The 20,277-nt window shown below is 31.9% G+C and carries 12 protein-coding genes, 1 tRNA gene and 2 pseudogenes; 13 read left to right on the top strand and 2 right to left on the bottom strand.

Annotated elements, in window-relative coordinates; translation table 11 throughout:
• The 11 genes from ACJAZK_RS12435 to ACJAZK_RS12385 all read left to right on the top strand — a co-directional run.
• Positions 1-1,271, top strand: a 1,271-nt coding sequence (locus ACJAZK_RS12435; RefSeq protein ID WP_415224275.1) for a TonB-dependent receptor domain-containing protein, incomplete at its 5' end; no start/stop codon positions are given.
• Between the two features lie 35 nt (positions 1,272-1,306).
• Entirely contained in the window at positions 1,307-2,812 is a 1,506-nt protein-coding gene (locus tag ACJAZK_RS12430) for a RagB/SusD family nutrient uptake outer membrane protein (RefSeq protein WP_415224274.1), read from the top strand.
• A 74-nt stretch (positions 2,813-2,886) separates the two neighbouring features.
• Positions 2,887-4,122, top strand: a complete 1,236-nt coding sequence (locus ACJAZK_RS12425; protein ID WP_415224273.1) for a glycoside hydrolase family 71/99-like protein — start codon at positions 2,887-2,889, stop codon at positions 4,120-4,122.
• 34 nt (positions 4,123-4,156) lie between these two features.
• Positions 4,157-6,163, top strand: coding sequence for a glycoside hydrolase family 97 protein (locus ACJAZK_RS12420; protein WP_415224272.1), 2,007 nt, complete (start codon positions 4,157-4,159; stop codon positions 6,161-6,163).
• A gap of 50 nt (positions 6,164-6,213) precedes the next feature.
• Positions 6,214-8,724 (top strand): T9SS type A sorting domain-containing protein, encoded by a 2,511-nt coding sequence (locus ACJAZK_RS12415; protein WP_415224271.1) that lies wholly within the window; start codon positions 6,214-6,216, stop codon positions 8,722-8,724.
• Positions 8,725-9,030: 306 nt separating this feature from the next.
• On the top strand, positions 9,031-12,468 hold the full coding sequence (locus tag ACJAZK_RS12410) for a T9SS type A sorting domain-containing protein (protein ID WP_415224270.1): 3,438 nt from the start codon (positions 9,031-9,033) through the stop codon (positions 12,466-12,468).
• A gap of 267 nt (positions 12,469-12,735) precedes the next feature.
• Complete coding sequence (locus ACJAZK_RS12405) at positions 12,736-14,154, top strand: T9SS type A sorting domain-containing protein (protein WP_415224269.1); 1,419 nt, start codon at positions 12,736-12,738, stop codon at positions 14,152-14,154.
• Positions 14,155-14,531: 377 nt separating this feature from the next.
• The gene (locus ACJAZK_RS12400; RefSeq protein WP_415224268.1) at positions 14,532-15,911 is read left to right on the top strand and encodes a sugar porter family MFS transporter; all 1,380 of its coding nucleotides are present in this window, start codon (positions 14,532-14,534) and stop codon (positions 15,909-15,911) included.
• A 55-nt stretch (positions 15,912-15,966) separates the two neighbouring features.
• Complete coding sequence (locus ACJAZK_RS12395) at positions 15,967-16,134, top strand: SUMF1/EgtB/PvdO family nonheme iron enzyme (protein ID WP_415224277.1); 168 nt, start codon at positions 15,967-15,969, stop codon at positions 16,132-16,134.
• Between the two features lie 45 nt (positions 16,135-16,179).
• Positions 16,180-17,571: a DUF1800 domain-containing protein gene (locus tag ACJAZK_RS12390; RefSeq protein WP_415224267.1), complete on the top strand. Its 1,392-nt coding sequence runs from the start codon at positions 16,180-16,182 to the stop codon at positions 17,569-17,571.
• Positions 17,572-17,581: 10 nt separating this feature from the next.
• A complete protein-coding gene (locus ACJAZK_RS12385; protein ID WP_415224266.1) occupies positions 17,582-18,775 on the top strand; it encodes a DUF1501 domain-containing protein in 1,194 nt (397 codons plus the stop codon).
• A gap of 54 nt (positions 18,776-18,829) precedes the next feature.
• On the opposite strand, the pseudogene ACJAZK_RS12380 reads toward ACJAZK_RS12385, so the two are convergent.
• Positions 18,830-18,928: pseudogene (locus ACJAZK_RS12380) on the bottom strand (hypothetical protein); the annotation flags it as partial.
• A gap of 177 nt (positions 18,929-19,105) precedes the next feature.
• Between ACJAZK_RS12380 and ACJAZK_RS12375 the strand changes: the two are divergent.
• Positions 19,106-19,425: pseudogene (locus ACJAZK_RS12375) on the top strand (LacI family DNA-binding transcriptional regulator); the annotation flags it as partial.
• Positions 19,426-20,022: 597 nt separating this feature from the next.
• On the opposite strand, the gene ACJAZK_RS12370 reads toward ACJAZK_RS12375, so the two are convergent.
• Positions 20,023-20,098 (bottom strand) — tRNA-Met (locus ACJAZK_RS12370).
• Between the two features lie 110 nt (positions 20,099-20,208).
• On the opposite strand from ACJAZK_RS12370, the gene ACJAZK_RS12365 reads away from it, so the two are divergent.
• Positions 20,209-20,277, top strand: a 69-nt coding sequence (locus tag ACJAZK_RS12365) for a GTPase (RefSeq protein ID WP_415224276.1), incomplete at its 3' end; no start/stop codon positions are given.

Below are 20,277 nucleotides of genomic sequence, written 5' to 3'. Positions count from 1 at the left end.
TCTCTTTCTATTCAAGAGCAAACTATACTTTTTCAAATAAATACATGTTTACTGGAACTGTAAGATGGGATGGTTCTAGCAGATTTGGTGCAAATAACAAATGGGGAGTTTTCCCATCTGCTTCTTTCGCTTGGAAAATATCTGAGGAAGACTTTATGGAATCTACCTCTAATTGGTTAAACAAACTTAAACTTAGAATAGGTTATGGTGTAACTGGTAACCAAGATGGTATTGGAGAATATAAATCGCTATCAATTATGGGAGCAGGCAGTGCTTCTTATTATGATGCGGTTAATGATATTTGGCAAACTGCATTTGCACCAACTCAAAACCCAAATCCAGATTTAAAATGGGAATCTACAGAGCAATTAAATATTGGTATAGATTTTTCTTTGTTTAATAGAATAAATGCTACAATAGAAGTATATCAAAAAAACACATCCGATTTACTTTATACATATTCAGTGCCTCAACCTCCTTTTTTAGTAGGTACAATGTTGGCTAATGTTGGAGATTTATCAAACAGAGGAATTGAACTTACATTAAATACAAATATCATAACGACTGATGATTTACAAATCTCTTCTGATTTGGTGTTGGCGTCAAATAAACAAAGAATAGAAAAATTATCTAATGATCAATTCGAAACAGATGAGGTGTTTAGTGGTTCTTTATTTGGTTTACCAGGTATGTCCAATCAATTTTCACAAATTATTAAAGAAGGTTTTCCTGTAGGAACATTTTGGGGGTATGAAGCGCTTGGTAAAGATGCTAATGGAAATTTTATCCTGAATCAAGAAAAGACAGATTTAGGAAACATACAGCCAAAATTAACCCTTGGTTTTGGAATGAATTTTAAATATAAATCCTTTGATTTTTCATTTTTAACATCAGGAATGTTTGGGCAAAAGGTTTTAAACGCTACAGGAATGTCGCTTTGGGATCGAAATCGATTACCAGCACAAAATGTACCAGATGCTTTCTTAGAAAGTGGCATTAATAGTGATTCTAAATTTTCTAGTTATTGGGTAGAAGATGCATCGTTTTTTCGTTTGCAGACACTTAGCATTGGTCACACTTTCAATTTTGAGGAAATAGGAATATCAAACGCTAGATTGTACGCAACAGGAGAAAATATTTTTGTCATTACAGGATATACAGGTGCAGATCCTGAGGTAAGTATAGGAGGTTTAGATAGTCCTGGTATAGATAGATTTAATTTCTATCCAAGACCAACAACGGTATCATTAGGTATTAATTTATCTTTTTAAATCAGAAAATTATAGCATAATTAAAAATTAAACAAATGGAATTTAAAATAAATATACTACCAATACTTTTAGTTTTTGTATTACTTTTTTCCTGTACAAATTTAGAAGAAACCTTATATACTCAAGTCAATTCAAATGACTACGGAAATACGCCCGCTGAAGTGGAAACTATTGTAGGTGGCGCTTACACATCTTTACGAGGTTTTAGAGACGAATTATCAAATTCTTATCCAACAAGTGAATATGTGTTCTTTTTAAATGAAGTAGCATCAGATGAAGCAACCATTCCAACTCGTGGAACAGATTGGTTTGATGGTGGAAACTACCAAGAAGCACAAAGACATCTATATTCCCCCAATAATCCTATGATATTAAGTGCTTGGCGTTATTGCTATCAAGGCATTGCATCTGTAAATGGTATTATATTTCAAGTAGATAATAGTGAATTATCGGACAACGCTAAAGCACCTATTTTTGCGGAATTAAGAGCTGTTAGAGCTTATTACTACTATCTACTTTTAGACATGTTTGGTAACGTGCCTATTGTAACAGATTTTGAAGACACAGAATTACCAACTAATTCTAGTAGGGAAGATCTTTTTAAATTTATAGAAGAAGAACTAACAAACGTTATTCCCTTAATATCAGATGATATTTTATACGGAAGATTTACTCAAAATGTAGCCAATACCTTATTAGCAAGACTTTACCTTAATTCAGAAGCATTTGTAGGAATTCCAAGATGGCAAGATTGTATTAATGTTTGTGAGCGTATTGATGGATATAGTTTAGAGCCTGATTATTTTGCAAATTTTGTTACAGAGAATCAAACCTCTACAGAAAATATTTTTGTAATTCCTTATGATCATAAAGAAGGTACATTAGGAAACTACCTGCACTCTATGACCTTTCATTATTTACATCGTTTTACAGTCTCTGCCACTGGAGATTATCCTTGGTGTGCAAATGGTATAAGCGCACAACCAGGTGTTTATTCAAAGTTTGATGATAATGACAAAAGAAAAAAAGCAATGTTAGAGGGAGAGCAAATAAATTTAAATACAGGTTCTGTGATAGTTATGGATACCGGTGCTCCTCTAATTTATACTGAAGATATTTCAAATTTTACAGATGCCAAACAAAATGAAGGAGTACGTTTAAATAAATATGAAGTAAAATCAGGAGAAAATTGGGAACGTGACCATGACTGGGTGGTAATGAGATACGCAGAAGTACTTATGATGCAAGCAGAATGTCATTTAAGGTTAGGAAACTTAGGATTGGCAAAAACGTTTGTCTCTGTAGTTTCAGATAGAGCTGGCATAGAAACTCCAAATGATATTACTCTAGAATATTTGAATGATGAATTATTAAGAGAGTTCATTTTTGAAGGGCAAAGAAGAACAACAAATATTCGATTTGGAACCTATTTTCAACCTTGGTGGGAAAAAGGAGCAACGCCATTAACGCATGGTATTTTTCCAATTCCACAGTCGGAACTCGATAAGAACCCAAACTTGCAACAAAACCTAGGTTACTAAACCTTTACTAAATAAATATCTCACAAATTTTTGTACTTCCTACAACAGAGAATTACATGTTTAATAGCATACATATGAAAAACAAAAGATTACTCTTTGGCCTTTTAACCTTACTACTCTTAAATGTATTTTTGAGTTGTGAAAAAGATGAACTTAGAACCATAGAATACCCAATAGATAGTTTTGACCCTGTGCCAGTAGAAAAAATGCACGATCAGGCTGTTTTCATGCACTATATGCCTTGGTTCGAAACAAAAGAAAGTAATGATGGTACATGGGGGTCACATTGGACAATGGTAAATAAAAATCCAGATATCATTGATGCTGAAGGTAATAGGCAAATTGCCTCTCATTATTACCCACTAATTGGTCCTTACCATTCAGGAGATAAAAGTGTTATAGAATATCATTTACTGTTAATGAAATATGCAGGAATTGATGGTGTTCTAATAGATTGGTATGGTACTTTTGATGTAAATGATTACAAAATAAATCTAGAAAATACAGAAGCACTTATTGAATTAATAGACAAAGTTGGTCTAAAATTCGCAATAGTTTATGAGGACAGAACATTAAATCCCGTTGTAGATGCTGGGGCTGCAGGATCTGTTGAAAATGCTGCAAGAATTGATATGCAATATCTACAAAACAACTACTTTAACCATCCAAGTTATTACTTTGTAGAAGGAAAACCTCTTTTACTTGTTTTTGGTCCAGATAGATTAAAATCGGAACAAGAGTGGACCAATGTATTTAGTAATTTAAATCCTAAACCATCATTTTTACCTTTAGCTGGTTTAAGCGCAAGCGTTGGAAATACTAGATCTGGAGAGTTTGCTTGGATTTTTGATGGTGAGCAATCTAAAGAAGATGCTTGGTATCAAAATATTGATGATATTGAGATTCCTATGGGGAGTGCTTATCCTGGTTTTCACGACTTTTATAATGAAGGAGGGTATGGAGATAGCTTCTTTTTTATGGATCATAATAATGGTGTCACTTTAGATTCAAAACTTCAAAGAGTTAAAAATGCTAATCTAGATCTTGTACAATTAGTTACCTGGAATGACTATGGAGAAGGAACAATTTTAGAGCCCACTAAAGAATTTGGTTTCTCTTATTTAGAAAAAATAAGAGACTTTAATGAGGTTACTAGTGGCTCTAACAACATTTTTCAAAACATTTTTGATTTATATACAAAAAGAGTTGAAAATCCTAACGATTTAAAATTTCAAAGTCAATTAGATCAAGCATTTTATTATTTCGTTTCTATGCAAACAGATAAAGCTATAGAAGAGCTTTACAAATAATAAATATACCGTAACACAAATAAATTTTTACAACGTGAAATATATTCTTAAAATAATATTCTGTCTATCAATTATATTTTTGCTTCAAAACTGCAAGAGACAAACCCGAGGTTCGATCTCATCACCTGATACAAATATTTGTGTAACAGTTTTGAATGAAAATGGAAAGCTAACTTACGAAGTTACCTACAAAGGGGAGTTTGTAATTAATCCGTCAAAACTAGGAATCAATTTTAAAAATATAGAAGGCTTAAATAAAAACCTCGAAATTATTGAAATTAAACAGAAAATAATTGATGAAAAGTGGGATCAGCCTTGGGGGGAGTTCAAAACGGTAAATAATAACTATGAAGAAGTAGTTATTAGCCTAAAAGAGAAAGAAGGAGAAGAGCGATTAATGAATATTACATTTCGTGTTTTTAATGATGGTTTAGGTTTTAGATACGAAGTCCCTAAACAACCAAATCTTGATAAAATTATTATTTCAGATGAGCTCACAGAATTTATTTTTTCTAAAGAAAACGAGGTCTGGTGGACTCCCGTTCACAAAGAAAACAGTTATTATGAGAGTTTTTATACAAAAAGTAAAATTGCGGAGACGGATACAATAAATACACCTGCAACTTTCGAAACGAAAAATGGCGTTTATTTAGCAATTCACGAAGCAAATTTAACAGATTATGCATCAATGACATTGCGAAAAACTTCTAATAAAAGTTATGAAGCTGAATTGGTGCCTTGGTCAAATGGAGACAAGGTATATGCTACAGCGCCTTTTAAATCACCATGGAGAACAATTGCAATAACAGACAAAATAGGTGATTTAGCTACTTCAACCCTAATGTTAAATTTAAATGAACCTTGCGCTATTGAGGACACTTCATGGATCGAACCGTCAAAATATATTGGTATTTGGTGGGGTATGCATTTAGAAAAATACACATGGGGCCAAGGTGATAAGCATGGAGCGACTACTGCAAATGCAAAAAAGTATATTGATTTTGCTTCAAAACACGGCTTTAATGGAGTTTTAATTGAAGGATGGAATATTGGTTGGGATGGAGATTGGACAGCAGATGGAACCAACTTTAATTTCTTAGAATCATATCCAGATTTTGATATTGAAGAAGTGTCAAGATATGGGGCATCAAAAAATGTACGATTAATTGGACACCACGAAACAGCTGGGGCCGTAACACATTACGAGTCTCAGATGGAAGATGCTTTTAAACTATATCATAAAAATGCTGTGAATGCTGTTAAAACAGGCTATGTGAATAAATATTTAGATGGTAAAGAATGGCATGATGGCCAGTTCGGAGTTCGTCATTACAGGAAAGTTATCGAAACTGCTGTTAAGTATAAAATTATGATAGACAATCATGAACCAGTAAAAGGTACAGGATTGCAGCGTACTTTTCCAAACTTAATGACGCAAGAAGGTGCAAGAGGGCAAGAATATGATGCTTGGTCTTCAGACGGAGGTAACCCACCAGCACACACAACAATAATTCCTTTTACTCGAATGTTGGCTGGTCCTTTTGATTTTACTCCTGGAACATTCAACTTTGATTATGAGTCTACTAATAAAGCTCGAGTTCAAACAACATTAGCAAAACAACTAGCTTTATATGTTGTTATATTTAGTCCTCAACAAATGGCATCTGACCTTCCTGAAAATTACGAAGGTGTTCAGGCTTTTGAATTTATAAAACAAGTTCCAGTAATTTGGAGCGATACTAAAGTTTTAGATGCCAAAATAGGAGAGTTTGTTGTAACTGCGAGAAAAGATTGGAACTCTAATGATTGGTACATAGGAGCAATTACAAATGAAGAGCAAAGATCATTGAGTGTTGATTTATCTTTCTTAGATAAAGATATTCAATATACAGCAGTAATATATACAGATGGCAAAGGAGCTTCCTATAAAGAAAATCCCTACCCAATCGAAATTTTAACTAAAAATGTATCGAATAAAGATAAACTTAAATTATTGCTAGCCCCAGGTGGTGGAACAGCAATAAAATTTACCCCTAAATAAAAATAGATAAATTTAATCTGAACAAAAATAACAATTAAACTACAAAAATCATGAATAAATTACTAGTTATTTTTATGTTGTCATTTAGCACCTTCATAGGCCTTAATGCACAAATTGCGCCAACAGAAGTGTGTACCTCACCAACTAGCTATAATTATGATGAAGAAGTTATTTGGTATTTTAATCTTACAGGAAATACTTCTGTAATAGCAGGTCAAGATCTTTATTTTTATTCTTGGACACCAAACGGTATTTCTCCAACTTTAATGACGTATGAAAACAATATGTTGTGGAGTTTAACTTTTACGCCAACAACGCTATATGATGTTACAGTTGCAGATATAGAAACTGGGGGAACTGGGGCTTTTTGGGGTAATATTCAGAATAGTTCTGGAACTAGTGTAACAGGAACAATCCCATATAACTTAAAAGAAAATCTTCGATTAGGAAGTTCATGCTCTGGTATTGCGTATTCAAGTTCAGATAATACTTTTTTAGTTAATTTTGGAAGTGAACCAATAACGAATCCAGATACAAATTCGAGTCATTGGACGAATATTGAAGCTAAAGCAACAGATTATGATTTAACGGATAAAGGAGGAACAGGAAGGTATCAGATCACAGCCACAGGAGATTTTTCAGTAAATAACAATTCTAATTTTACAAACCCAGATGCCAATATTCTTGGTGATATGGCCATAGCTAACGCTACAAAATCATATCTATTTTTATCAGGCACAGGCACAGGTACTATAACTATATCTGGATTAAATGTGACTCGATTACATAAACTTTCAATATTTGGCAGTCGAAACACAACCAGTACAAGAGAAACTAGATATACAGTAAAAGGACTAAACACAGAATCAGGAATAATACAAACATCAGGCACAGGTATCGCAACAAATTCAACTTTAAACACCAATGATGATGAGTTTTATATTGTAAATACATTTCCAAACGCTCAAGGAGAGATTGATATTGATGTGGAAGTGGTATCTGGTGGGTTTGGTTACATTAACATGTTAAAAATTGAAGAAGACATAAATCCTACATTAACTTTTGATGGAGATACAGATTCTGAATGGGGAAAAGCAGTAAATTGGGAGAATGATTTATTACCAAGCGCTTTTTATAGCGCTATAATACCTGCTTCTCAAAATGTAACAATTAGTGAAACAACAAATGCGTTAACTAAAGATTTAACTATAAATAATTCAGGTTCTCTAACCATTAATGCAGGTGGTTCATTAATAGTAAATGGCACATCTATTGGAAATGTGACCTATAACAGAACATTAGATTTTGTTTCAGGTAGTGCAAACGGGTGGCATTTGGTAAGTTCTCCAGTATCTGATGAGGTTTTCGATAACGCATTTGCAACAAATAACAGCATCGCTAGCAGTAATAGTAATAACTTAGGGATTGCAAATTATAATTCTTCAGGAAATTCTTGGACATATTTAGAATCGCCAAGTGGTAGTATTTCGTCAACTTCTGGATTAGGATATTCTATGAAAAGAAACGCAACAGGTACAGTTGCGTTTAAGGGTACTATTAATACAGAGAATGTAAATGGAGTTCCTGTTTCTGAAGTAGCAAATGAATTCGTTTTATTAGGAAATCCTTACACTTCTTATATCAGCAGTCAAACTTTTTTAGGTGATAATACAAATTTAGACCAATCTCAAATTTGGGTTTGGGAACAGGGTGTTACAGGTGGTAATTTCATTGCAAATACAGCAAAAGGAGACAATTTTATTTTAGCACCAGGTCAAGGTTTTTTTGTAAAAAAAGCAACTACAGTTAGTACTGTTAATTTTTCAAAATCTAATCAAGCTACCACTACCGATACATTTCAAAAATCTTCAAGAACAGAGGTTAAACTTCATATGAATGATGGCGAAAGCAATCGTTTTGCAAAGCTATATTTCGTAAATGATGTAACTAAAGGTTTTGATGCCGGATGGGAGGGAGAAACATTTGGTGGTATAAAAAACAGTTTAGATGTGTTTTCTCAATTAGTAGAGGACAATCAAGGTAAAAACTATCAAGTGCAGTCTTTACCAATTACAGAAATGGAATCTATTACAGTTCCACTTGGCGTAATAGCCTCAGCTGGAAAAGAAATTACTTTTACTGCGGAAGCTTTAAATTTACCTGATGGAATTAAAGTTTTTTTAGAAGATAGAGTAACAAGTACTTTTACTCGTCTAGATGAAGCAAATTCTAATTATAAAGTTACGTTAATAGAAGCTTTAAATGAAGTTGGTCGTTTCTATTTATATGCAGCGCAAAGTTCTTTAAGTATTTTTGATGATGCTTTATTAGGTAGTGTTAGTATTTTTCAAACAGATGTTTCTACTTTAAGAATTACTGGCTTACCTCAAGGAAAAGCAAGAATAAGATTTTTTAATATTTTAGGTAAACAAGTGATGAATGTTTCTTTTAATTCTAATGGAGTTAAAGATATTACTTTACCAAAAACTGCTAAAGGGTTATATGTTGTGCAGCTAGAAACAGGAACATGTAAGTTGAATGAAAAAATAATTTTAGAATAATTATGAGAATTTAAATAATATACATCATGAAAAAACATAAAGAAAGCAATACAGAAATTACTCGTAAAGACGCATTAAAAAGATTGGTAATTATGGTAAATATGCTGCATTAAATGCATTAGGAACATATATGATATTAAATCCAAAAAAGGCGCAAGCTCAGAGCCCTGAAACCTCAAGAACTGGATTTTAAATTTCCAATTCATTTTTTAAAAATAAAGGGCAGCTTTTCTTTAGGCTAAGTTTTAAGTTGCTTTTTTACTCACTAAAAAAACAAGATACTAACAATAAACAACTTAATTAATTATGAAAAAAATTTTATTTTATTCACTAATGTTGCTTTATACCTTTGCGGGTCTTAATGCACAAACGGCACCATCAGAGGTATGTACCTCACCAACTAGTTATAATTATGATGAAGAAGTTACTTGGTATTTTGATCTCTCAGGAAACACGGAAGTAACTCCTGGTCAAGATCTTTATTTTTGGTCTTGGGAACCTCAGGAGCTACCTAATGGACCAGCTTTAATGAGTTATGAAAACAATATGTCTTGGAGTTTAACTATAACTGCTACAGATTTTTATGGATTAACAGTTTCTGAAATTGAAACTGCTGGAAATTCTGCTTTTTGGTCTACAATTTTAGATGGTCCGCAAAGTGGTGTAGCAAATAGTGTAACAGGTACAATACCATACAACCTTAAAGAAAAGTTAAGACTTGGGTCATCTTGTAGTTTTAATGCTACGTGCAATAGCACACCATCTTCATCTGATAACACTTTTTTAGTAAATTTTGGAGATGAAATTACAAATCCAGATACAAACACAAATTATTGGACAAATGTTAACGTTAAAAATGTAAATTATGAACTAAAAGATAAGGCAGGTGCAAGCAGATATAAAATAGAGGCCTCAGGAGATTTTGTTAAATATTCGAACCCATCAGGTTTTAATACCCCAGATACTAATATACTTGATGAAATGGCAATACCATTGGCTACTTCCTCTTATATGTATTTAACTACAGGAAAAGGGGTTGTCTCTATTTCTTGTTTAGAACCTAGCAGAATGTATCGTTTATCTATATTCGGAAGTAGAAATACTACTTCTACTAGAGAAACAAAATATACTATAGTTGGAGAAAATACAACTTCTGGTGTTTTACAGACTTCAGGTCAAGGTATTGCAACAGATACAAATTTAAATGCTAACGACGACAAATTTTATGTAGCTGAAATGTTCCCAAATACCGAAGGGAAAATTGATATAGAAACAGAAACTTATTCAGGTAACTTTGGTTATCTAAACATGATGAAAATTGAAGAGGTAATTAATCCTACAGTGATTAATGTTACAGGTATTTCTATTAATACCAGTAATATATCTACTTCTGGTCCTTCTCAATTAAGTATCGATTTTACACCCGCAAACACTACACAAACATTAATAAGTTGGTCTGTAAGTGATGAAAATATTGCTGTTATTGATAGTGAGGGGAATTTAAAACCAAAACAAGCAGGTACTGTAACTATTACTGCTGCAAGTTCATCTAATAGTAGTATATCCGACCAAGCTAATGTAACTTTTTCTAATCTAGTAACAGATTTTTATTTAGTTGGTTTAGCTACAGAAGCAGGAAGTGATTTAGCGGAAAGCGCTATAGAAATGAGACGTATTTCAAATGCTGAAGGCACAATAACAAATCAATTTGAGTTGTACACTTCTATGGGTGAAACAGGCGATTTTAGATTCCTAAGCGCTACAGATGGTTCTGGTTCTGAATTTGGAGGCAATGGTTCAGGAAGTCTTTTAGCAGGAACAGGAAACCCTATCACTTCTCCTGGAGGAGGATGGAAATATGTACTTATAGATCTTAATGAGATGACTTATAGTGTTACACCAATGTATGGTTGGAATGTAATTTCTCATATGATTACTAAAGAGTCTGGCCAAGAAGCTTGGTGGGGAGGTGCAGAAAATCTTTCTAATTATGAAGGGAACAGTATTTGGTCTGGAACTGTAAACTTTTCTGAACCTACAAATGCAAACGATTCTCCACGTTTCTTCATAGAATTAGCTGGAACTGGACGAGCAATCAAACAAATAAAAGATACGAAAAACAGTCTTATTTTTGTTGATAAAGCAAATGGAGTTGACTATACTGATATCTACAATTTTAATGGAGAGTATAATATTACTGTAGATCTGAAGAAATTTACTTATACAGTAAGTAATACGTGTTCAAGTATCGATGACATGAAAATCTCTATAATGGGTTCTTCTGTCGGAAAAGGTTTTGGAGCTTCAGTTGCAAGTGATGATAACAGTCAATATATGGGATATGCTCATCAATACGATTTGTTATTACGTGATCGAGCTAATAATAGTAGAGGCGAAAACTGGATGTTTTCTAACATTTCAATAGGAGGTGATAAAACAACTAATTTATTAAATCGTTATGATAATCATCTTTTAACAGATTGCAGTAAGTATGTAGTATATGCACTTTCATTAGCAAATGAGGGCATTTTTTCAACAGGTCAAGCAGCATTTGATCAATTTGAAACCAATATGGAAACGCTTATTCAGAAAGCAAAAGACGATGGTAAAATACCTGTTGTTATTGGTAACTATGCGAATGGAAATTTCACCAGCACACAGTATGAATTTATAAAAAACATGAACCTATTAATTCATAAATGGGATGTACCGAGTGTTAACGTAATGGGTGCAATTGACGATGGAACTGGTAAATGGGTTGCTGGTCATTCAACAGATCCGGGACACCCAAATGAACTTGGATATAAAGAAATGATGCATACTATTGTTCCGTCTTTGTTTGATGCTTTGCATGCAGGAAAGTCACAACCTCAGCTAGTTTCCGGTACTTTTATGAGTTTAGGTAGTCAAGTAAACAAAAAACTTACAGTTACACCAGAAGAAGAGGTGCATTCGTTTACAACATCTTTTGAATTTAAAACAAGTGGTCAAGGAGCTATTTTTGAAATAAATAATGCAACAAACTCTGGTAATATCATTATTAATAGTAGTGGGAATTTGATTTATAGTTCGCCAGTAACAGGTCAAATTACGGGTTCTGAAATAGTAAATAATGATACTTGGCATACAATAACCTTAACACATTTTTATGCGAGAGGAGAAACAATTCTTTATGTTAATGGGATTGAAGAGGGTAAATTAGCTGAAAAATTTCTACTAAGTGATACATCAATTAATAGTGGTACAGTGCCTAGTACTATCTATTATCGCAATTTGTTTTTCTATCGTTCAGGTATGAATCAAGAAGAAGTTACTAGATTAAATGCTGGAGATTTATTAAAATCAAGTTTAGAAATCTACGCACCACTAGATGGTCAGCAAATAGTTGGTAATGATGCATTAGTAAACTTAGCGCAAAGTACCAATACATTAGCTGAAGAAGCAAACACTCTTAGCACACAAGATGAAATTAAAAAAACAGGAAGTTTTAAAGTCTTTCCGAATCCATCTAAAAGTAATGTGTTTTTTCAATACAATATTAAAGAACCAAGTGCTGTAGAAATAACACTCTATAATTTAATAGGTACTAAAGTAGGTCAATACTCTAATAAAAATCAATCCTCAGGAGATTACAGATTATCGTTAAACGATTTAGCTAATGACAAATCGTTAAGTAAAGGAATTTATTTATGTAGATTTAAAACAACTTCTTTTATTCAAACTGTAAAAATGATTTTAGAATAAAAGCCATTTTAAGTAATACTGTAAAATGAAGCTAGTACTTGTACTAGCTTCATTTTAGTATTCTATTTTACCATTTAAGTGCCAAGTTTGATATGAACTAACAAAAGATAATCTATCAATCATAGATTATCTTAACTTTTCGATACAATTAATAATCCAAGCGAATTGATACTACTTAAAAAAGTGATTATTAAAGCCACTTTTAACTCACAGATGAAACTTAAAACTCTATTTACTATACAAAGCATTTTGCTTGTTACACATTTAATGATAGCACAGAACTTACCTGTGCAAAAAACATTTGACAAACCTGTTCTAATGCATTACATGCCTTGGTTCGAAACTCCCGAATTTAATCAGCAATGGGGTTCACATTGGACGATGAATAATCAAAACCCAAACATAATTGTAGATAATAATTCAGGGAAACGTCAAATAGCTTCACATTTTTATCCGTTAATCGGACCCTATTCTAGTATTGATCCAGACGTTATAGAATACCATTTGTTACTAATGAAATATTCAGGAGTAGATGGTGTTTTAATCGATTGGTATGGAGTGCAAGGTTCTAATGGAGACATCAATAGTCTTTTAACAAACTCGAATGCTTTAATTGATAAGACTAGTGAAATAGGTTTAGATTTTGCAATTATTTTAGAAGATCGGTTTTCTAGAAGTATAGCTGATGTTCAACAGAACATCAAATATATGAGCGATTACTATTTTAGTGAAAATAATTATTTTAGAGATGTAACATCAAATAAACCCTTTCTAGGAATTTTTGGTCCAATTACTTTTGAACAAGAAAGTGATTGGAATGCAATTATGCCTTTTGCAAGCGAAGACCTAAAGTTTTTAACATTATGGAAAGAGTCTGGTGATGTTGGTAATCAAGCAAGTGGCGAATATGCTTGGATTTTTAATGAAGACGATAAAAATAACTACGCTAATTCATTAGAGGAATTTTATAGGGATGAAGCACCTCAACTCGATACTTTTATGGGAGTTGCTTATCCAGGTTTTAAAGATTTTTATGAAGAAGGAAATAATGGTTCAGGCTTTTTTACCATTCAACATAATGGTGTAAGTACTCTTAATGAAACATTACAATTAGTGAATAAATATAAAGCCAATATAGATTTGTTACAATTAGCTACTTGGAATGATTTCGGAGAAGGCACTATGTTTGAGCCAACATTTGAGTTTGGTTTTTCTTTTTTAACTTCTCTACAAGAATATTTAGGAGTAAATTTTGGTTTAGAAGAATTAGAACAAATCCATCGCTTGTATACTCTGCGAAATAAATATGCTTTAGATCCATCAACAAATCAAGAGCTAGACAAAGTTTTAGATTCCTTTTTAACACTAAATCCTATACAAGCTAAAAGTATAATGGATGTTTTAGAAGGTGTCGTTTTAACATTAGATGATTATAATAAATTTGATTTAAAATTATACCCTAATCCATTTCAGAACCAATTGGAAATTCATCTAAACAACCATCAAGAAACTAAAGCATCAATAAGCATATTTAACCTTAATGGGGTACGAATAAAAAAAGAGTTGATTCCTTTAAGAAATAATATACTGGTTGTAAGAGGACTAGAAATGCTAGCGTCAGGTATTTATATCATTCATTTAAATATTGATGGAGTTGTACATAATATAAAAGCAATTAAACAATAATGAAAATTTTTTCAATCAGTTTTAGAGTATTTTTTTTCTGTTGATGTCAAGTACAATCTATGCTTATTAACCTATAGGAGCAGAAAGTTATGAGGAAATGTTAGGAGTTCAACTTGAGAATAAGAACTTAAAATATTAGTTTTTTTGATGCTAGGAATTCACATTAATAGAGCTGCAAAGTTCACTGAATCTTGAAAAAATTCCAAAACTGAAGTGATCTATTTGGTAGTCTTTTCCTATTTAAAATATTTTAGAACCTGCTTTAAAAAACATTTTGATTGTACACCAAGTAGTTTTTTTTCCAAATTCAAGAAGGTTGAATCGTAAACTACTACTTAAATTCGACTATTAATGCCCATAGTCTAAAATAAAAAATTATGAATAAAAAAACTTTTTTAGTATTAATAACAGCAGTCTCTGCTTTAGGCGGATTACTATTCGGTTATGATACAGGTGTCATTAACGGGGCTCAATTTTATTTAAGTAAACATTTTGATTTGGATTCAGTAATGAAAGGTTGGGTTGTTGGAAGTGCTTTGTTAGGTTGTCTAATGGGAGCCATTGCAGCAGGTCCTTTAAGTATCAGATTTGGTAGAAAACACTCTTTAATAATTTCAGCTATCCTATTTTCTTTATCTGCCTTTGGTTCTGGTTTACCTTCTGTTTTTTCAGAGTCTGTTTCTTTATTGGTTTTCTTTAGAATTATTGGAGGACTGGGTATTGGTATAGCCTCCATGAATGCGCCTATGTATATAGCCGAAATTGCACCAAGTGATATAAGAGGGAAAATGGTTACTTACTACCAACTCGCTATCGTTATTGGCTTTTTTGTAGTGTTTTTGGCTACCTATTTTATTGGAAATAATTTATCTGAAGCAGAAAATATAGAATTTGGTTGGAAATACATGTTTTGGTCAGAGTTGATTCCAAGTTGCTTATTCTTAATATTGTTGTTTTTTGTTCCAAAAAGTCCTCGATGGTTAGCTCTTAAAGGGAATGATGCTGCTGCTTTAGTTGTATTAACCAAGATACATGGTGCAGACCGAGCAAATAATGAAATAGAAGCTATAAGAAAGGCTCTTAAAACGAACGATACTAATAATAAAGTGAACTACTTTTCAAAACTAATACTTGGGATTATAGTTATTGGAACAGCCCTTTCTGTTTTACAACAATTTACAGGAATAAACGCTGTATTATATTATGGTGCCGATATTTTTGAAAAAGCACTTGGTTTTGGTAAAGAAGATATTTTGGCACAACAAATATTATTAGCATTTGTGAACCTTATATTCACATTTGTTGCGATGTTCACGGTAGATAAATTTGGAAGAAAGCCATTATTATATATTGGGTCTATTGGAATGATTGTTGGGTTTTTATTACTGGGAATAGCTTTACAACAGCAATCTGTTGGGTTCTTATCATTATTAGGTGTTTTAATTTTCATAGCATCATTTGCACTATCTATGGGACCTGTTGTTTGGGTATTACTTTCAGAAATGTTTCCAAATAAGATACGTAGCGTAGCGATGTCTGTAGCTGTAGCAGCTCAATGGGCTGCAAATTATGTGGTTTCGCAATCTTTTCCAATAGTTATGGACAGTGAATTAAATAATGGTACAACTTGGAACGGTTCTTTACCTTATTTTATATTTATTACATTTATCGTGATAATAATGATTGTTACTTATAAATATATTCCGGAAACAAAAGGAAAATCTCTAGAAGAAATTGAAGGATTCTGGAAAAAATAGTTTTATTGAGTTGTTTGATACTATTACTTTAGATGAGGTTAAAAAATTCAACTAAATATTAAATAATGAAACAGCACACGTAATGAAAGGTGGCTCTTTTTTATGTCATGAATCGTATTGTGCTAGTTTTAGGATTTCTTCAAAAATGGGTGTTGCTATAGATTCTGGTTCAGATCATGTAGGATTTAGAACCCTTGCCACTGTAGATATGATTTCGAATTAAACGTTTTATAATAATTAGAGTCTTATAGTTATAATTTACTTGAGAATGAAACAACAACATATTCAACATTTATATTGGCGAGTAGGATTTGGTATAAGTATTAGTGAATTAGATAACCTTAAATCAGATTCTAAATCAAACATAATCACTAGCATATTTTCCAAGTCCAAGGATGTTAATTTATTACAACTTGATCTTTCAGAACTTAATCCTATAAAAAGCAAAAATCCAAAAGTATTAATGAAGGAGATGGGTGAGGCTGCTTTTCAAAGGTTGAGACAAAAAGGCCAGCAAAAAGTAAAGGACTTAAATCATGCTTGGATTGATAGATTGTCTGAACCAACTTCTATATTACGTGAAAAAATGACATTATTTTGGGCAAATATATTTGTTTGTAGAGATAATAATATTTTTCATATTCAACAGTACAATAATACGTTAAGAAGACATGCTTTAGGCGATTTTAGCAATTTTGTAAAAGCGATTGCAAAAGAAGCATCTATGAGCAAATATCTTAATAATAGACAAAATGTGAAGGAAAGCCCAAACGAGAATTTTGCAAGAGAATTGATGGAACTTTTTACTTTAGGGGTTGGAAATTATACAGAAAAAGATATTAAAGAGGCAGCAAGAGCCTTTTCGGGTTGGTCGTTTAAAAAAAATGGCGATTTTTTCTTGCGAAAACAAAAACATGATTATGAGGAGAAGACGTTTTTTGGAAAGACAGGTCACTTTAATGGAGATGATATTATAGATATCATTCTAGAACAAAAACAATGTGCAAAATTTATTTGTGCCAAAGTTTATAAATATTTTGTTAATCCTAATGTTGATCAGGATAGACTTGAGGAAATCACAACGCTATTCTACAAAGAGTATAACATTGAAAAATTAATGCAACATATATTTACTTCAGATTGGTTTTATAATGAAGAAAATATTGGTGCTAAAATAAAATCACCAATAGAATTATTAGTTGGTATTCATAGAGTTGTTCCAGTAACTTTCAATAAAAAAAAGCAGCTTCATTATTTACAAAAAATGATGGGTCAAGTTTTACTATATCCCGATAATGTTTCTGGTTGGAAGGGTGATAAAAATTGGATTGATTCTAATACCTTAATGTTTAGAATGAAATTACCGTCTTTATTATTGAACAACGCTATCATTAATTTAGAAGAAAAAGGTGCTTTTGAAGATTCTTTTGAAGCTTATTATAAAAAAGAAAAAAACAGAAATAAATTTTTAAATGTAACTCAAAAATGGGAGCAATTTGAAAAAGAATATGGGCATTTAAAGCCAGATGAATTAAGAAAGATGATTGTTATCCCGAAAATAGATAAGGATACAAAAGGTTTAATATCTAATTTAAAAGTTAAGTCTAATAAAGAGTATTGCATTCAGTTAATGTCTATCCCTGAATATCAACTATGTTAAATCTGAGCAGATGGAAAGAAGAAATTTTTTAAGGCAAAGTACATTAGCAAGTAGTCTGCTTTTTGTGCCAAATTTTGTAAAGGCTTTTGAGCAGGTTGCCAAAGCATCTTTAGGGTATAAAAAACTTGTTATCGTTCAATTATCTGGTGGTAATGACGGATTGAACACTATTGTTCCTTTTACGAATGATATTTATTATAAAAATAGACCAGGAATTTCTATTCCAAAAAATGATCTTATAAAAGTAACAGACGACCTTGGTTTTAATAAAAGTTTAGCGCCATTAAAAAATCTTTACGATCAAGGATATTTGTCAATTATTAATAATGTTGGTTATCCAAATCCCAATAGGTCTCATTTTAGATCTACAGATATATGGCAAACGGCTAGTAGTGCAAATGAATATTTAGATACAGGATGGGTAGGACGTTATATAGATCGTTATGGTAAAATGCCATATTCAGGAATAGAAATAGACGATAGTTTATCTTTAATAATGAAAGGCGAAACCATGAATGGAATTGCTACTAAAAACCCAAGAATACTCTTTAATAATACCCAAACACCTTATTTTAAAAAAGTGTTAAGTCACCAAAGTGATCAGCATTTAAGTGAGCATAATTTGGGGTATTTATATAAAACGATGATTGAAGCAAAATCATCAGTAAAATATATTTATGAAACTTCCAAAACGTATAAAAGTAAGCAAGAATACCCTAACAACGCATTTGGAAAGCAGTTGAAAACAACAGCAGAATTTATAAACTCAAACATACAAAGCAAAGTATATTATGTGTCTATGGGTGGTTTTGATACGCATGCAAATCAAGCAGACAGACAAAAACGTTTATTAAGTACGTATAGTGAATCTATGGAAGTATTTGTAAATGAGTTAAAACAAAACGATACGTTTAAGGATACACTTATTTTAACCTTTTCCGAATTTGGTAGACGCGTGCAACAAAACGCAGCAGGAGGAACAGATCATGGAGCAGCTAATAACGTATTTATTATTGGTGAGAACCTTAAATCAAAAGGGTTTTATAATGAATTACCTGATCTCGCTAATTTGGATGCTAATGGAGATATTATTCATACCGTAGACTTTAGATCTGTGTATGCCACTATTTTGGAAAAATGGCTTCAAGTAGACGATGAGGTTATCCTAAATAAGTCTTTTAGCAAGCTAGATTTCATAAATTAATATTTGGTTCAAGTTTAATTAGAAAATCAACTGGACTTCCTAGTAATTTTGTGACTAATTTTCTTGTGGCCCTCTTCCAAGCCAAGTCATATTTTTATATTTACTCGGTAAAACAATTGATAAACCCAATCTTGGGAGTTCCATATTCTTATCATTTTTAAGTTCTAAATTACAATCAACTTTCTATAACCAATTTTCGCAATCTTTATATAATTTATTGTAAAATAATTTCACGAGTAGCAGTGCTAAAAGAAGAAATTATCAATAACTTTATGATATTCTTTGCTAATTTTTCTATAAATTTATCTAATAAAAACAAAGTGTCTAAAAATTAGGCAAACTCAGGTTTTAAAACAGACTGATGAAAAAAGAGTTACCTTAAAACATATTGCAATTGAGTTCAATGTATCAGAGGCCAAAGTCTCGAAGGCTTTAAGAGATAGCTATGAAATTAGTTCTAAAACTAAAGATAAAATACAGTAATATGCTAAAGAACATAATTATAAACTCAATAGTATTGCGTTAAGTTTGATGAACAGAAAGACTAAAACAATTGGCGTTATTATCCCAACATTTCTTAATCATTTTTTTGTGAAAATTTTTTCGGTATTGAAGAGGTTGCGAATGAAAAAGGATACAACATTATTACAAATGTCCTAGTTGTAATAAAACAATAAATGCAATTACAAAACAAACATCTCTTAAAGAAAGAGTGCATCAACACTTTCAAAAAGTACTTGAATCTTCGTCTTTCTCAAAAGAATTTCATCCTTTGTTTTTTAAGCAACTTGAAAAGATTATTGATTTTGAGTTTTCTAATTATGTTGATAGACGAGAATTCTTAAAACAGAAGTAAATCAATTTCAAGAAAAGTTTGATACGATGGAATATCGTTTTGCCATAAATGAAATTTCTAAAGAAATTTTTGACAAACATGGTTCAAATCTGAAAAAGAAAATTCAAGAAAAAAACGATATTATTGCAAAGGCATCAACAAAAATGTCGGACCATAAATAACTTCCGGAAAATGACTGAAAACCCAAATCAATATTGGGATAAGTTAAACTATAATGAAAAGAGAACATATCAAAATATCCTATTTCTGATGGTTTTGAGGTTTTCATTAAAAAATAAAGAATGTCGTACGCCTGAAATAAACCTTTTACTTAAGTTAACAAACATTTGTTCTAATTGTTATACCAATAACAAAGAAAAGACTCAAAAGCTAAAGGCTTTTGAGTCTCGATTGGTAGCGGGAACTGGACTCGAACCAGTGACCTTTGGGTTATGAGCCCAACGAGCTACCTACTGCTCTATCCCGCGATTTCGAGTGCAAATATACGATACAATGTAGACATTTACCAAATTTTATTTCAATTATTTTTTATTCTCTTATCTCGTAGTGACTTACCAAAACAAACTATCTTTGTACCATGACACATAAAGCCGGATTCGTAAATATTATTGGAAACCCAAACGTTGGTAAATCCACATTAATGAAC

It is taken from the genome of Psychroserpens sp., assembly GCF_047633235.1.
In the GTDB taxonomy this organism is placed as follows: domain Bacteria; phylum Bacteroidota; class Bacteroidia; order Flavobacteriales; family Flavobacteriaceae; genus Psychroserpens.
This window is presented reverse-complemented; position numbering and strand designations above follow the sequence as displayed.

Bases quoted from the DNA above. Each gene is read 5' to 3' on its own strand.
- ACJAZK_RS12430 (WP_415224274.1), top strand. From the start codon at position 1,307: ATGGAATTTAAAATAAATATACTACCAATACTTTTAGTTTTTGTATTA.
- ACJAZK_RS12425 (WP_415224273.1), top strand. From the start codon at position 2,887: ATGAAAAACAAAAGATTACTCTTTGGCCTTTTAACCTTACTACTCTTA.
- ACJAZK_RS12415 (WP_415224271.1), top strand. From the start codon at position 6,214: ATGAATAAATTACTAGTTATTTTTATGTTGTCATTTAGCACCTTCATA.
- ACJAZK_RS12410 (WP_415224270.1), top strand. From the start codon at position 9,031: ATGAAAAAAATTTTATTTTATTCACTAATGTTGCTTTATACCTTTGCG.
- ACJAZK_RS12405 (WP_415224269.1), top strand. From the start codon at position 12,736: ATGATAGCACAGAACTTACCTGTGCAAAAAACATTTGACAAACCTGTT.
- ACJAZK_RS12400 (WP_415224268.1), top strand. From the start codon at position 14,532: ATGAATAAAAAAACTTTTTTAGTATTAATAACAGCAGTCTCTGCTTTA.
- ACJAZK_RS12390 (WP_415224267.1), top strand. From the start codon at position 16,180: ATGAAACAACAACATATTCAACATTTATATTGGCGAGTAGGATTTGGT.
- ACJAZK_RS12385 (WP_415224266.1), top strand. From the start codon at position 17,582: ATGGAAAGAAGAAATTTTTTAAGGCAAAGTACATTAGCAAGTAGTCTG.